Source organism: Porphyrobacter sp. SLTP (assembly GCF_009905735.1).
Lineage (GTDB): Bacteria > Pseudomonadota > Alphaproteobacteria > Sphingomonadales > Sphingomonadaceae > Erythrobacter.
Window position 1 is genome coordinate 21,201 of record NZ_JAAALE010000016.1, and the last position, 12,760, is coordinate 33,960.

Annotated in this window: 10 protein-coding genes; 5 read left to right on the plus strand and 5 right to left on the minus strand. The window is 64.0% G+C overall.

Features of this window, described 5'->3' with window-relative positions; genetic code table 11:
* The first annotated feature begins 106 nt into the window (after positions 1 to 106).
* Positions 107 to 1,270: an acyl-CoA dehydrogenase family protein gene (locus GVM20_RS12985; RefSeq protein WP_166547619.1), complete on the plus strand. Its 1,164-nt coding sequence runs from the start codon at positions 107 to 109 to the stop codon at positions 1,268 to 1,270.
* 222 nt (positions 1,271 to 1,492) lie between these two features.
* On the opposite strand, the gene GVM20_RS12990 is transcribed toward GVM20_RS12985, so the two are convergent.
* Together GVM20_RS12990 and GVM20_RS12995 are read right to left on the minus strand one after the other, a co-directional pair.
* Positions 1,493 to 4,048, minus strand: a complete 2,556-nt coding sequence (locus GVM20_RS12990) for a TonB-dependent receptor (protein ID WP_234032003.1) — start codon at positions 4,046 to 4,048, stop codon at positions 1,493 to 1,495.
* A 205-nt stretch (positions 4,049 to 4,253) separates the two neighbouring features.
* On the minus strand, positions 4,254 to 6,311 hold the full coding sequence (locus tag GVM20_RS12995) for a TonB-dependent receptor (protein ID WP_166547620.1): 2,058 nt from the start codon (positions 6,309 to 6,311) through the stop codon (positions 4,254 to 4,256).
* Between the two features lie 128 nt (positions 6,312 to 6,439).
* Between GVM20_RS12995 and GVM20_RS13000 the strand changes: the two genes are divergently transcribed.
* The 4 genes from GVM20_RS13000 (at position 6,440) to GVM20_RS13015 (ending at position 10,806) form a co-directional block, all read left to right on the plus strand.
* Entirely contained in the window at positions 6,440 to 7,948 is a 1,509-nt protein-coding gene (locus GVM20_RS13000) for a flavin-containing monooxygenase (protein ID WP_166547621.1), read from the plus strand.
* A 149-nt stretch (positions 7,949 to 8,097) separates the two neighbouring features.
* The gene (locus tag GVM20_RS13005) at positions 8,098 to 8,859 is read left to right on the plus strand and encodes a competence/damage-inducible protein A (RefSeq protein ID WP_166547622.1); all 762 of its coding nucleotides are present in this window, start codon (positions 8,098 to 8,100) and stop codon (positions 8,857 to 8,859) included.
* A gap of 57 nt (positions 8,860 to 8,916) precedes the next feature.
* Positions 8,917 to 9,897 (plus strand): polysaccharide deacetylase family protein, encoded by a 981-nt coding sequence (locus GVM20_RS13010; protein WP_166547623.1) that lies wholly within the window; start codon positions 8,917 to 8,919, stop codon positions 9,895 to 9,897.
* A gap of 9 nt (positions 9,898 to 9,906) precedes the next feature.
* A complete protein-coding gene (locus GVM20_RS13015) occupies positions 9,907 to 10,806 on the plus strand; it encodes a GNAT family N-acetyltransferase (protein ID WP_166547624.1) in 900 nt (299 codons plus the stop codon).
* Here GVM20_RS13015 and GVM20_RS13020 read toward each other — a convergent pair.
* The 3 genes from GVM20_RS13020 to rplK form a co-directional block, all read right to left on the minus strand.
* Positions 10,765 to 11,082 carry a hypothetical protein gene (locus GVM20_RS13020; protein ID WP_166547625.1) on the minus strand — a complete coding sequence of 106 codons (318 nt, stop codon included), beginning with the start codon at positions 11,080 to 11,082 and terminating at the stop codon, positions 10,765 to 10,767. The genes GVM20_RS13015 and GVM20_RS13020 overlap by 42 nt on opposite strands.
* Before the next feature lie 280 nt (positions 11,083 to 11,362).
* On the minus strand, positions 11,363 to 12,055 hold the full coding sequence (gene rplA / locus GVM20_RS13025) for a 50S ribosomal protein L1 (RefSeq protein ID WP_166547626.1): 693 nt from the start codon (positions 12,053 to 12,055) through the stop codon (positions 11,363 to 11,365).
* A gap of 4 nt (positions 12,056 to 12,059) precedes the next feature.
* Entirely contained in the window at positions 12,060 to 12,491 is a 432-nt protein-coding gene (gene rplK, locus GVM20_RS13030; RefSeq protein WP_160760105.1) for a 50S ribosomal protein L11, read from the minus strand.
* Positions 12,492 to 12,760 lie beyond the last annotated feature (269 nt).

Consider the following 12,760-nt stretch of genomic DNA (forward strand, 5'->3'; position numbering starts at 1 on the left):
GACTGCCCGTTGCCGCGTCATTGGCCACCCGTTGTTGCCCCGTTCCCCTCAAGGCCCTTGTTTCACGTGAAACATCCCGGCCTTCGCTGACCATCAGGAGAGAGAAATGCCCGTCATCGATGTGCCGCCGCCGGCCTTCATGGAAGAAGAAGAAATCGCCATTTTCGCCGACGCGGTCGGCAAGTTCTACGCTCAGCACGCGCCGCAAAAGCGGGTCGAAAAGTGGCGCGAGGATGGGATGGTCGAGCGTGAATTCTGGCGCGAGGCGGGCGCAGCGGGCCTGCTCGGCGTGTCGGTGCCGACCGAATATGGCGGCCACGGCGGGGACTTCCGGCATGACATGGTCGTGATCGACCAGCAGGGCAAGCACGGCGTCGATGGCTTCGGTGCCTCGCTGCACAACACCATCATTCTGCCCTATCTCGTGCGCCACGGCACCGAAGAGCAGAAGCTGAAGTACCTGCCCCGTCTCGTCAGCGGCGACCTCGTCAGCGCGATTGCGATGAGCGAACCCGATGCCGGCTCCGACCTCCAGTCGATCAAAACCACCGCGCTGAAGGACGGCAACGGCTACCGCCTCAACGGCTCCAAGACCTGGATCTCGAACGGCCAGCTCGCCGATTTCATCATCGTCGTCGCCAAGACCGATCCGGCAGAGGGCGCCAAGGGCATCTCGCTGCTGCTGCTCGAAACCGATGGCGCCGAAGGCTTCCAGCGCGGCAAGAAGCTCGACAAGATCGGGCTGGATGCGCAGGATACCAGCGAGCTGTTCTTCGACAACGTCTTCATTCCGGCCGACAATCTGCTGGGCGGTGTCGAAGGGCGCGGGTTTTACCAGCTAATGGGCGAGCTGCCGCAGGAGCGCCTGGTGATCGCGATGAACGCGATTGCGGGCATCGAAAAGGCGCTCGATGTGACGGTTGATTACGTCAAGAACCGCAAGGCGTTCGGCAAGACGATCTGGGATTTCCAGAACACCCAGTTTGTCCTCGCCGACCTGAAGGCGCGGGGCACGGCAGCGCGGGTGTTCGTCAACGACTGCATCGCCAAACTGCTCGAAGGCAAGCTCGACGTGTCGACTGCCAGCATGGCGAAGTACTGGGTTACCGAGCTCCAGAGCGAAGTGGTCGACAAGTGCCTCCAGTTCCACGGCGGCGCGGGCTACATCAATGATTACGCCATCGCCCGGATGTACCGCGACACGCGCATCGCCCGCATCTACGGCGGGTCGAACGAGATCATGAAGATGCTGATCGCGCGTTCTATGTGAGCATAGCCGCCTCCGAGGCTGCGTCCTCGCCAGGCGTCCTTCGCTTCGCTGCGGGCGGCCGGTCGGCCTTGCGGTCGATGACGCGACCGGATCAGCGCGAAGATCGAAATCGGAGAAGGCGGCCCTGCAACGGGCCGCCTTTTTCGTGCCTGACGGAAACCCGGCCACAAAAAAGGGGCGCCCGGTGTCCGGACGCCCCTACTTCTTTACTGCTGCTCGCGCTTAGAACTTGGCGCGCAGCGTAACGCCATATTGACGCGGCGGCAGGGTGAAGGCCGAACGCGAGTTGGCCGCGCCCGAACCGCGGAGCGTGGTGTTGAAGGTCACCCCGCGTACCACTTCGTCGGTCAGGTTGTTGACCCAGCCTTCGATCGCATAGGCGCCATTGTTGAACTTCAGGCCAGCACGCAGGTTCACGAAAGCCTTGCCGTCCTGAATGTCAGCGATGATCGGCGGAGCCGCGTCGATCGCCTGCTGCAAGCCGCCGTTGGCCGCGATTTCGGCAGCACCCGGAAGGATGATCGCCTGAGTCGACGTGCGCTGGTCGCTTTCCATGCGAACCTGACCGGAGAGGAAGAACTCGGTCGAGTCGTTGATCGGCTTTTCCCACAAGGCACCAATCAGGCCGACAAAGTTCGGCGCATTGGTCAGTTCGTTGCCGCACAGCGACAGCACCTGCACCGATGTCTGCGTGCCTGCGCAATCATCAGGGTAGCTCGCATCAAGCAGGGTGGCGCCGAAGTTCAGGGTCAGTTCGTCACTGGGACGCACCAGACCTTCGATTTCGATCCCCTTGGTTTCGGCCAAAGGCACGTTGAAGGTGGCAAACGCCGTCCCCGTGAATTCCAGCACCTGGAAGTTGCTGAATTCCTCATAGAACGCCGCCACGTTCAACGTCAGTGCGCCGTTGGCTGTGCGCGCTTTGACGCCCACTTCGTAGGCATCGACCTCTTCCGACAGGAAGGTCGGATCCGCCCCGGCAACCGCTGCGGTGGTATCAAGGTTGATGCCGCCTGCCTTGTAGCCATGGGTGAAGCTGGCGTAGCTGTTCACATAGGGGCTGAATTCGTAGCCGAGCTTGACCGTGTAGATCAGTTCCTCGTCATCGAAGTCCGACTGGAAGGTGCGGACCAGCGGCAAGACCGCGGCCTGCGGAAGGTCGGCCGGCGCGGTGAACCCGAAGCAGCCCAGACCGATGAACGAAGGCCGCAGCGCCGCCGGGATGGCCCCAAGTGCAGCCAAGGTGGACGGGCAGATCTGGTTGTTGGTCGCAGTCTGCGTGAATCCGCCCGACTTTTCTTCCCACGAGTACCGCGCGCCGACTGTCAGCTCGAGCCCGTCAGTGATCTCCAGCGAATTGTGCGTGAAGATCGCGTAGCTCTTGGCGTCCTGCTGGAAGCGGTTGGTGGTGCGGGTGCCAGCCGGATCGCGGCCGGTGAAAACCGTCAGCGGATTGGCGCCGAGCGCGCCGCCAGTCGGCACGAACAGCAGCGCACCGACGTTCTCGCCATAATCCGCGCCGAGCGAGAAGGTCTGCGACTGGTCGATGGTTTCGTCCGAGAAGAACCCGCCAACCATGTAGTTGAGCGCGCCGCCCATGCTTTCGCCCTGAAGCCGCAATTCCGCGGTCCAGTTGTCGATTTCCAGATTCAGCGCATCCACGTTGAAGATGTCGAGCCCGGAGAAGTCGGTGTCGTACTTTTCGAAGCTCTTGTACTTGCGATAGGAACCGATGAAGATCAGGTCGGCGTTTTCGGACAGCGGGAATTCCAGTTCACCGGTGACGCCGTAGTTGTCGATGTCCGCTTGCGGGACTTCATTGGCGGATACGATGCGATTGTCCATCGCCTCCTCGAATGCGCCCTGATCGTCGCGATTGGTGGCAACCGAAGGCTGGCCATTGCCGCCATTGGCGCCCAGACCAACGGCGGCATAGGCACCGCCCGTCACCAGCGGCGACTGGTAGAGCTCGATTGCGCCGCAGCAGCTGGATTTGCTCTTGGAGTAGTCGGCGATGATACGGCCGCGCAGACCGCTTTCCGTATCCCAGCCGATTTGGCCGCGCACAAGCCACTGATCGACATCATTGGTTTCGCCGATCTTCGCGCCGGTCCGGTTGACGACATCGAGGAACCCGTCGCGCTGGCGGTAAGCCCCCGTGACGCGCATCGCCAGCGTGTCCTGCACGATCGGCACGTTGACCGCGCCCTGAACGCTGACTTCGTTGAAGTTGCCGTAGCCGGCATTCACGAAGCCGCCGAACTCGGTCACGTCAGGGCGCGCATTGGTGACGTTCAGCGCACCTGCCGAAGTGTTGCGACCGAACAGCGTACCCTGCGGGCCGCGCAGCACTTCCACGCGTTCCACGTCGACAAATTCGCCGAGAGCAACGCCGGGACGCGACTGGTAGGCGCCATCGATGAAGATGCCGACCGCGCTTTCAAAGCCGATATTGTTCGATGTCGTCCCGACACCGCGCACACGCAGCACCACCGAGCCGGAGGCAAGCTGCGCCTGTGAGCTGCTGAAGCTCGGAGCGAGCGCAGTGACCTGCTGGATGTTGACCACGCCCTGGTTGTCGAGCTGCTGCGGCGAAATCGCCGTCACCGCCAGCGGAATGTCCTGCACGTCCTGCGCGCGGCGGGTGGCCGTCACGATGATGACGTTGTCGTCCCGGGTCGGTTGGGCTTCGGCCTCAGAATCCTGCGCAAAGGCAGGGGTGGTCAGCGCGCTGCAGGCCAACAGGCCGCAGGCGATATGTGCGAACTTGCGCGTCATGGCTTTCCTCTCTCCACAAAACCCTCCGGTCTTGATGCCGGTCATGGGTTGTGAAGCGGAACCTATCAGCGTCGCACGCCCTAACAAGAGTCATAGTCAACTTATAGCAAACAGTAGCAAAAATGCCACATCTTGTGTTGCGACGCAGCATGACTTCACTCTGGCCTTGCGGGTCGCAAGATTATTTCAGGCTATTGTGGAGATGTCAGAAGCCGTAACGTAAACCCAACCACAACGTGCGCGGAACACCGAGATCAATCGATCCCCCTTGGTTGCGCGTGATGATCGGCTCGTCAGTCAGGTTTTCGCCGCGCACAATCAGCGACACGCCTTTGCCGAGCGGCGCGGCTAAAAATGCGTCAATCGTGGTGGCCGGAGCGAGTCGGTCGGTCTCGCGGTCATCTTCGAATTGCGCGCTGACGTGGCGCAGCGTGGCAGCAATCCGCCAGCCCGCAGCCGGCTCCCAGCCGAGCGTCAGGCTTCCGGCAAATTCGGGGGTCTGGGCCGGACGATTGCCGTCGAGATCGAGCGAAGCGCCCTCCCCCCGAACCGCGGCATCGGTCCAGGCGAGTGCGCCTTCAATGCTGACCGCGCCGAACCGCGCCGCGACGTTCGCCTCGATCCCGCGCGCCGCAATCGCGGGCAGGTTTTCCCGGCGGCGCAGATTGGGGGCGATGGTGACATTGGCGATGGCGTTTTCGACCTTGTTGTCGAACGCCGTGACCGAAACCACCAGAGCATTGACCGGCTGCCAGTCGAACCCGATCTCAAAGCCTTCCAACCGCTCGTTCTCCAGCGCCGCGTTGGCCTCGGTCACGACCGGGAAGACCACGAAGGGGCGGTAGAGTTCGTTGAGGGTCGGCAGGCGCAACCCGGTGTAGGCCGCCGCGCGCAGATCGAGCCGGCGGGTCGCGTTGAACGACGCGCCCGCGCGCCAGCTGACCGTCCAGTCGCTGCGGTCAGGCGCGATGAGGATGCTGACTGGCACGCCATTGGCGCTGACGGCACGGTAGAAGCCATCGGTGATGCTGCTCCGGTCGGCGCGCAGACCGCCGTTGATCAGCAGCGGGCCGATCTGCCAGTCATCCTCAAGGAAAATGCCGAGATTGCTGGTGGCCCCGCCGGCGCGGCGGCGCTCGGTGATCGCGCCCGAGACGGCATTGATCGCCTCCTCCTGCAACGCGCCATCAGCACGGCGGTAATCGGCGCCGATACGGATGTCGTGGCCTTCGAGGATCGGCGGGCGCAGTTCAAACTTGCCGCCTATGCCAGTGGAAGGCGTGCGCCGCTGGTCGAGCGTCGGCGTGAAGCGGGTCGATGAAATCACGATGTTCGAAAAGTCGCGCGTCTGGACATAGGCGAGCGCATCGAAGGCCCAATCGCCCCGCCCGACAAAGCGGATCGAGGCTTCCTCGCCTTCGCTGGTGGAATCCGCGCCTGCAAAGCGCAAGGTTCGCGTGTCGCGGAAGGTGGCGATGCGGGCTTGGACTTCGACCGTGTCGGTCAGCGGCGCGGCGGCGCGCAGGGCGGCGTTCCAGCTATCGAACCCGGCGCGCGCGGTGGCAGGGACGCGCTGATCTTGCGGCGTGGTGAAGAACCCCTGCCCGCGGTCCCAGCGGCCGCTTGCGGTGGCAAAGCCGCGGCCGAGGCTTTGGGTCAGCACGCCCGAAAGCTCGGTCTCGCCCCGGTTGTTGATGGCCGCGCTGCCCAGCACCGGCGCGATACTATCCGGTCCGGCGCTTTCCAGCTCGATCGTGCCAGCCAGCGCGCCTGCGCCAAACGGCCCCGACCCGCCGCCGCGCGTCACCCGGACCTGCCCCAGCGTCTCGGGCGGAATCGCGGAGAGCGGGATGTAGCCGAAGAACGGATCGGCCAGCGGCACGCCGTCGAGCAGCACCAGCGCGCGGCTCGTCGCGTTGCCGCCCAGCGCGCGCAGCGTCACGCCCTGTGCGCTCGGGTTCGACGAGCGGCTGTCCGAGCGGCGGAACTGCTGGAAGCCCGCGACATTCCGCAGCACATCCTCGATCCGGCCCGATGGGCTGGCGACGATCACTTCGCGTTCCAGCGTGGTGGTGGCGTAGATCCCGGTCGACAGCGCCGCATCGAGCCCGCGCCCGGTGACGATGATCTCTTCGGGGAACTCTTCGACCATCGAGTCCGCCTCCAGCGCCTCGTCGGGCAACGGCCTCTCGTCCTGTGCGGCGAGCGGCGCGGCGGCGGGGAGAAGCAGGGCGGAGGCGAGCAGGCGGTGGCGGATCGTCATGGCGCGTCGCCTATACGCTCGCGTCCGCCCCGTCACCCCAAACTCAGTTGCACTTTGCCATTCAAGACTCGCTTTTGCCAGCACGCTGTGGTTACATCTGTGTCAACAAGGGAGAGAGAGGGCCCGTCATGCTTGCCACACCGCCAGATTTCGACGTGCTGATCGTCGGTGCCGGGATTTCCGGGATCGGGATGGCCGCGCATATGGGCATGAAGGCCCCGCACCACTCCTACTGCATCGTCGAACGCCGCGACAATCTCGGCGGCACGTGGGATCTGTTCCGCTACCCCGGCATCCGCTCGGATAGCGACATGCACACGCTCGGCTTCGATTTCGAGCCTTGGCGGCACGAAAAGAGCATCGCCGATGCGCCCGCGATCCTCGATTATCTCGATCGGATCGTCGATGAACGCGGCATCCGCCAGCACATCCGCTTCGGCCACAAGGTGATCAGCGCCGATTTCCGCCACGATGACGCACGCTGGCACGTCGAGCTGGAAACGGCCGATGGCGCGCGCAAGCACATGACGGCGAACTTCGTCTATCTTGGCGCGGGCTATTACGATTATGACGAACCCTATGATCCGGGCTTTGACTTCGGCGATTTCGAAGGGCAGGTGCTCCACCCGCAGTTCTGGCCTGAAAACCTCGATTACAAGGACAAGAATGTCGTCGTGATCGGATCGGGCGCTACGGCGGTGACGATCGTTCCGTCGATGGCCCGCGAGGCGGCGCATGTGACTATGCTCCAGCGCACGCCGACTTGGATGTTCTCGCGCCCGGCCAAGGATGCCGTGGCGAATTTCCTGCGCAAGATCCTGCCGGAAAAGCTCGCTTACCGGCTGACCCGGTTCAAGAACATCAAGATGCAGGACTTCAGCTTCAAGCTGGCGCGCGACAATCCGCAGAAGGTGAAGGACGCGCTGTACAAGAAGATCGAAGCGGCGCTGGGCAAGGATTACGACAAGGCCGCTTTCACCCCGCCCTATAACCCGTGGGAACAGCGGCTGTGCCTGGTGCCGGATCAGGACCTTTTCACCGCGATGAAGGCAGGCAAGGCCGACGTCATCACCGGCCATATCGCCAAGTTCGAAAAGGGCGGCGTGCTGCTGACAGATGGCCAGTTCATCCCGGCCGATATCGTCGTCACCGCAACAGGTCTGAAGCTGGCGGTCGCGGGCAAGATCGCGATTTCCGTTGATGGGGAGCCGGTCGAGTTCAGCCAGCGCTTCTATTACAAGGGCTGCATGTTCTCGAACCTGCCCAACCTTGCGGTGGTGTTCGGCTATTTGAACGCGAGCTGGACTCTGCGCGCGGACATCAACTCGGATTACGTCTGCCGGGTGCTCGAACATATGCGCAAGACCGGCACGACCATCGCCACCCCGGTGCTGACGCCTGCGGGCGAGGCGGCGATTATCGAGGATGACGTGTTCGATTTCTCGTCCGGCTACATCCAGCGCGGCAAGCATATCATGCCGCGCAATTCGGTCAGCTATCCGTGGCGGCTCAATCAGGAATATGTCGTCGACCGCAAGCGGATGAAGGATGATCCGCTGACCGACGGCATCCTGACCTTCACCAAGCCGGGCGCGAATGCGCGCGCTGGCGAGGAACAGCTGGAAGCGGCGGAATAACCGCCATTCTTCGTCATTGCGAGCGTAGCGAAGCAATCCAGGGCCTGAAGGAGCGGGAAGTGCTTGGTCCATGGATTGCTTCGTTGCCTTCGGCTCCTTGCCATGACGAAACACTTTTGCAGTTCACCAAACTCCCCTAATCCTCCCACATGACCTCTCCCGAAAAAATCTGGACCGCCGGACTCATCGTCATCGGTGACGAAATCCTCTCCGGCCGCACGCAGGACAAGAACATCGCGCAGGTCGCGACCTGGTTGCAGGTGCAAGGCATCCGCCTTGCCGAAGTTCGCGTGGTGCCCGATGTCGAGGCGCGGATTGTCGAGGCGGTCAACGCGCTCACCCTCGCCTATGATTACCTCTTCACCACCGGCGGGATCGGGCCGACGCATGACGATATCACCGTCGATGCCGTCGCTGCCGCGCTGGGGGTGCCGGTGGTCATCCACCCCGAGGCGCGTGCGCTGCTGGAGCGCTATTACGTAACGCGCGGGGGCCTCAACGAGGGCCGCTTGCGGATGGCACGGGTGCCGGAAGGTTCGGAGCTGATCCCCAACCGCATGTCGGGCGCGCCCGGTATCCGGCGCGGCAACTTGTTCCTGATGGCGGGCGTGCCGCACATCACCGCAGGCATGCTCGACGCGCTGACCGGCCAGCTTGAAGGTGGCGCGCCGCTGCTCTCCGAAACGCTGGGTTGCTGGGTGGCCGAAAGCGAGGTCGCCGAGCTGCTGCGCCAGACCGAAGCGGCACACGCGACTTGCCAGATCGGCTCCTACCCGTTTTTCCGCGAAGGCCGGGTCGGGGCCAATTTTGTGATCCGCTCGGTCAGCGCCGAAGACCTCAAGGCCTGCTCCGACAGCCTGACGGACGGGCTCACCAGCAACGGTCACACGGTCACGCCGGGCGGCATCTAGCGCGCCAAGAGACATCATCACGCGGTCTTAACCCTCTTGCGCTACATAGCCCGGGTCATGACGCGGGTCTTTATCACGATTGATACCGAGTACTCCTCGGGGCTTTACACCGGGCCGGGCGCGGCAGACCGGGCGGACAACTTTGCCCGCTCGATCGCGTGCAACACCCCGCAAGGCCCGGCGGGCGTTGCGCACAAGCTCGATCTGCTCGCCCGCCACGGCCAGAAAGCGGTGTTCTTCGTCGATCCCATGCCCGCGCTGGTATGGGGCGTGGCCGCGATTGAAGACATTGTCGCGCCCATCATCGCCGCCGGGCAGGACGTGCAGCTGCATTGTCACACCGAATGGCTCGGCCTGGCCGGAGACGCCAACCCGCTCGCGTCAAAGCACACCGGGCAGAACCTCGCCGACTTCCCGTTCGAGGAGCAATGCCAGATCCTCGACTATGCGCGAACCACTCTGATGGCCGCAGGCGCGCCCGCGCCAGTCGCGTTCCGGGCGGGCAATTACGGCGCCAATGATGATACGCTGAGGGCGCTCGCCGGCCTCGGCATCGCCTATGATACAAGCCATTGCCCGGCGATGGTCGGAAAGAGCGCATGCCGGATCGGCCTTGGCCCGGACGTACACGATCCGATCGAGCATATGGGCGTGATCGAAGTCCCGGTCGGCAGCATCGGCGCGATGGGTGGGGGACAGCGCCATGCCCAGATCACCGCGCTTTCCTTGGGCGAGATGCTCGCCGCGATCCGCCACGCGGCGGCAAGTGGGCAAGAGACCTTCACGCTCGTCAGCCATTCTTTCGAACTGATCAACCGCCGCAAGCTCGCCGCAAACCGCGTGGTGCGCCATCGCTTCACAGGGCTGATCAAGGCGCTTGAGGCCATGCCCGGGGTGACAACCGGCACCTATGCGGACACCCCGCCCGGCGTGCGCTCGCCGATCCGGGCCAGTCAGCCACTGCCGCCCAGCGCGATGCGGACGGGACGGCGGATGGCCGAACAATTCGTCTCCAACGCGCTTTACGGCGCGCTCTGAGGACGCGCCGTGGGCACCGCCGCCATCGACTTCACCGTGGGATCGCGCCGCCTGCTGAGCGTGCCGCGCCAGCTTTCCACCTGGGTCTTCAGTCTTGAGGATGTGCTCGCCGGCGCCCTGCCTGCCGTGCCGCCGAGCGGGCGTGACGGGGTACGCGTGCTTTCCGCCCCGACTGCGCGCCTCGCCGAAATCACCGCGCGCTACCCAGGTTTCATCGCGGGCGGTCGTCAGGATTACCGCCGCCACTACATCGACATGAGCCTGAGCTTCGATGACTACATGGCGCAGTTCTCGGGCAAGACCCGCTCGACCCTACGGCGCAAGGCGCGCAAGCTGATGGACGAAGCGGGCGGCTACACCGTCACCGAACACCGCACCCCGGCGGAAATCGAAGCCTTCCTCGCCGCTGCCCTCCCGCTGTCGGCGCGGACCTATCAGGCGCGGCTGCTCGATGCCGGATTGCCCGAGAGCCCCGAGGCGCGCCGCGCGATGCTGGAGGCAGCCGAGGCTGACCGGATGCGCGCCTTCCTGCTCCATGCGAGCGGACAGCCGGTCGCCTACCTGTCGCTACCGCTCGCCGGGCAGACACTGGTCTATGCGTTTCTGGGCTATGATCCCAATTGGGCGCGGCTGTCGGTTGGCACGGTGCTCCAGATGGACGCGCTGGAACGCCTGTTTGCCGAAGAGCGCTACCGCTGGTTCGATTTCACCGAGGGCGACGGCGCGCACAAGGAGATGTTCGGCACCCATGCGGCAGCCTGTTCAAGCCTCGTGCTGCTGGAGCCGACGCTGGCCAACCGCACGCTTCTGGGCGCGCGGGCGGGGTTTGATGCGAGCGTGCTCGGCGCCAAGGCGCTGGCGGAACGCTCAGGGGCGCTGGGACGGATCCGCGCCTTGCTGCGGGCCTGAATTGCCGCGCATGGTCGCGGCCGCGCGGCGGCGGTTGCTCTCCTGCACGCGCACCTGCGCTACCAGCGCAGAACGGCCCGACGGCGCACCGCTGAGCGATCCGTACCGCAGCGCCAGATAGAGCCACATCGCCACGATCACGCCGAGCAACACGCTCGCCGCGATACCGAGGCGCAGGTCGTAACTCATCAGCAACCCATCAGCAGCCAGCGCGACGCCAGCCACCAGCCACTTGGGCGAAAGCCGACCGGCAAGGCGTTCGGAAGCAAAGGGCATCAGGCAACCTCTTTCATGCAACGCGGCCGGGGAGGAGAGAGGACCCGCGTCGTTCTCCTGAAAATGGGTGGGCGCAGACCAAAGACAAGTGGGGAGAATGACTTATCCCGCCCAAACGAAAGGGCCGGAAAGCAACCGCCTTCCGACCCTTCATGAATTAACTCACCGCCGCAAACCGATCCCGCAGGGATCGCAAGGCCGACGGGCCGCCCGCAGCGACGCGACCGTCAGGTCGCATGAGCGAGGAAAGGCGAGCGCGGATGCGTTCGCCTCCCCCAAATTAAGCCCCTTCGACTTCCGAAAGGTCGACCTTCAGGCCCGGGCCCATGCTCGAGGTCATGGTAACCTTGCGCACGTACTTGCCCTTGGCGCCCGCAGGCTTGGACTTCACCACCGCTTCGGTCAGCGCCTTGAAGTTCGCCTTCAGCGCGTCATCGGTGAAGCTCAGCTTGCCGATGCCCGAGTGGATGATGCCCTGCTTTTCGACACGGTATTCGACTTGGCCGCTCTTGGCGTCCTTGACCGCTTGCGCGACGTTCGGGGTGACGGTGCCGAGCTTGGGGTTCGGCATCAGGCCCTTGGGGCCCAGCGTCTTACCCAGACGACCGACAACGGCCATCATGTCGGGCGAGGCGATCACGCGGTCGTAATCGAGGTTGCCCGCCAGCATGTCTTCCATCAGGTCTTCGGCGCCGACCTTGTCAGCCCCGGCAGCCAGTGCCTTTTCAGCATTGTCGCCGCGCGCGAACACAGCAACCTTGACGTCCTTGCCGGTGCCCGAAGGCAGCGAGACCATGCCGCGGACCATCTGGTCAGCGTGACGCGGATCGACGCCGAGGTTCATGGCCACTTCGACGGTTTCGTCGAACTTGGTCTTGTACTCGCGCAGCACAGCCAGCGCTTCATCGACGGTGTAGAGCTTTTCGCGATCGAGCGCGGCCAGAACCTTCGCCTTCTTGGTGATCTTGGTCATGTGCTTAGCCCTCCACCACTTCGAGGCCCATCGAGCGGGCGCTACCGGCGATGATCTTCATCGCCTGATCAATGTCGTTCGCGTTCAGATCTGCCATCTTGGCTTCGGCGATCTCACGGATCTGCGATTCCTTGATGGTACCGGCCGAAATCTTGCTGGGCTCCTTCGAACCCGACTTCAGGCCAGCGGCCTTCTTGAGGAAGTAGGACGCGGGCGGGGTCTTGGTGATGAAGGTGAACGAGCGATCGCCGTAGACCGTGATGACGGTCGGGATCGGCATGCCCTTTTCCATTTCCTGCGTGGCAGCGTTGAACGCCTTGCAGAATTCCATGATGTTCACGCCGCGCTGACCCAGCGCCGGGCCGATCGGCGGCGACGGCGTGGCAGAGCCCGCGGGCACCTGCAGCTTGATATAGCCTTCAATTTTCTTGGCCATGTGGCCTTACTCCTGTCGCACTGTTGCCCGGCTGTTTCCATCCGGGCTCATGTTAAGCGGTCCAGCGCCTCTGCTTCGTGCATTGCAGAGGCTCCCGCACGGAATCACCGGCCTCAGGGGCCAGCGAAGGCGCGCGCATAGCGGTTCTGCCGCGCAATGCAAGCCCGCGTGACCCACTCCAGGACCGGCCAATGCTCCGCATGGCGACTGTTGGAGGCGCAGGAGACACTGATCAGAAGCAGAAACCTGTCCCGCGTTCAGGATACCTC

Excerpts from the sequence above, each read along its gene's own strand:
- GVM20_RS13005 (WP_166547622.1), top strand. The coding sequence starts at position 8,098 with ATGACCTCTCCCGAAAAAATCTGGACCGCCGGACTCATCGTCATCGGT.
- rplK (WP_160760105.1), bottom strand. The coding sequence starts at position 12,491 with ATGGCCAAGAAAATTGAAGGCTATATCAAGCTGCAGGTGCCCGCGGGC.
- GVM20_RS13020 (WP_166547625.1), bottom strand. The coding sequence starts at position 11,082 with ATGCCCTTTGCTTCCGAACGCCTTGCCGGTCGGCTTTCGCCCAAGTGG.
- GVM20_RS12990 (WP_234032003.1), bottom strand. The coding sequence starts at position 4,048 with ATGACGCGCAAGTTCGCACATATCGCCTGCGGCCTGTTGGCCTGCAGC.
- rplA (WP_166547626.1), bottom strand. The coding sequence starts at position 12,055 with ATGACCAAGATCACCAAGAAGGCGAAGGTTCTGGCCGCGCTCGATCGC.
- GVM20_RS13000 (WP_166547621.1), top strand. The coding sequence starts at position 6,440 with ATGCTTGCCACACCGCCAGATTTCGACGTGCTGATCGTCGGTGCCGGG.
- GVM20_RS13010 (WP_166547623.1), top strand. The coding sequence starts at position 8,917 with ATGACGCGGGTCTTTATCACGATTGATACCGAGTACTCCTCGGGGCTT.
- GVM20_RS12985 (WP_166547619.1), top strand. The coding sequence starts at position 107 with ATGCCCGTCATCGATGTGCCGCCGCCGGCCTTCATGGAAGAAGAAGAA.
- GVM20_RS12995 (WP_166547620.1), bottom strand. The coding sequence starts at position 6,311 with ATGACGATCCGCCACCGCCTGCTCGCCTCCGCCCTGCTTCTCCCCGCC.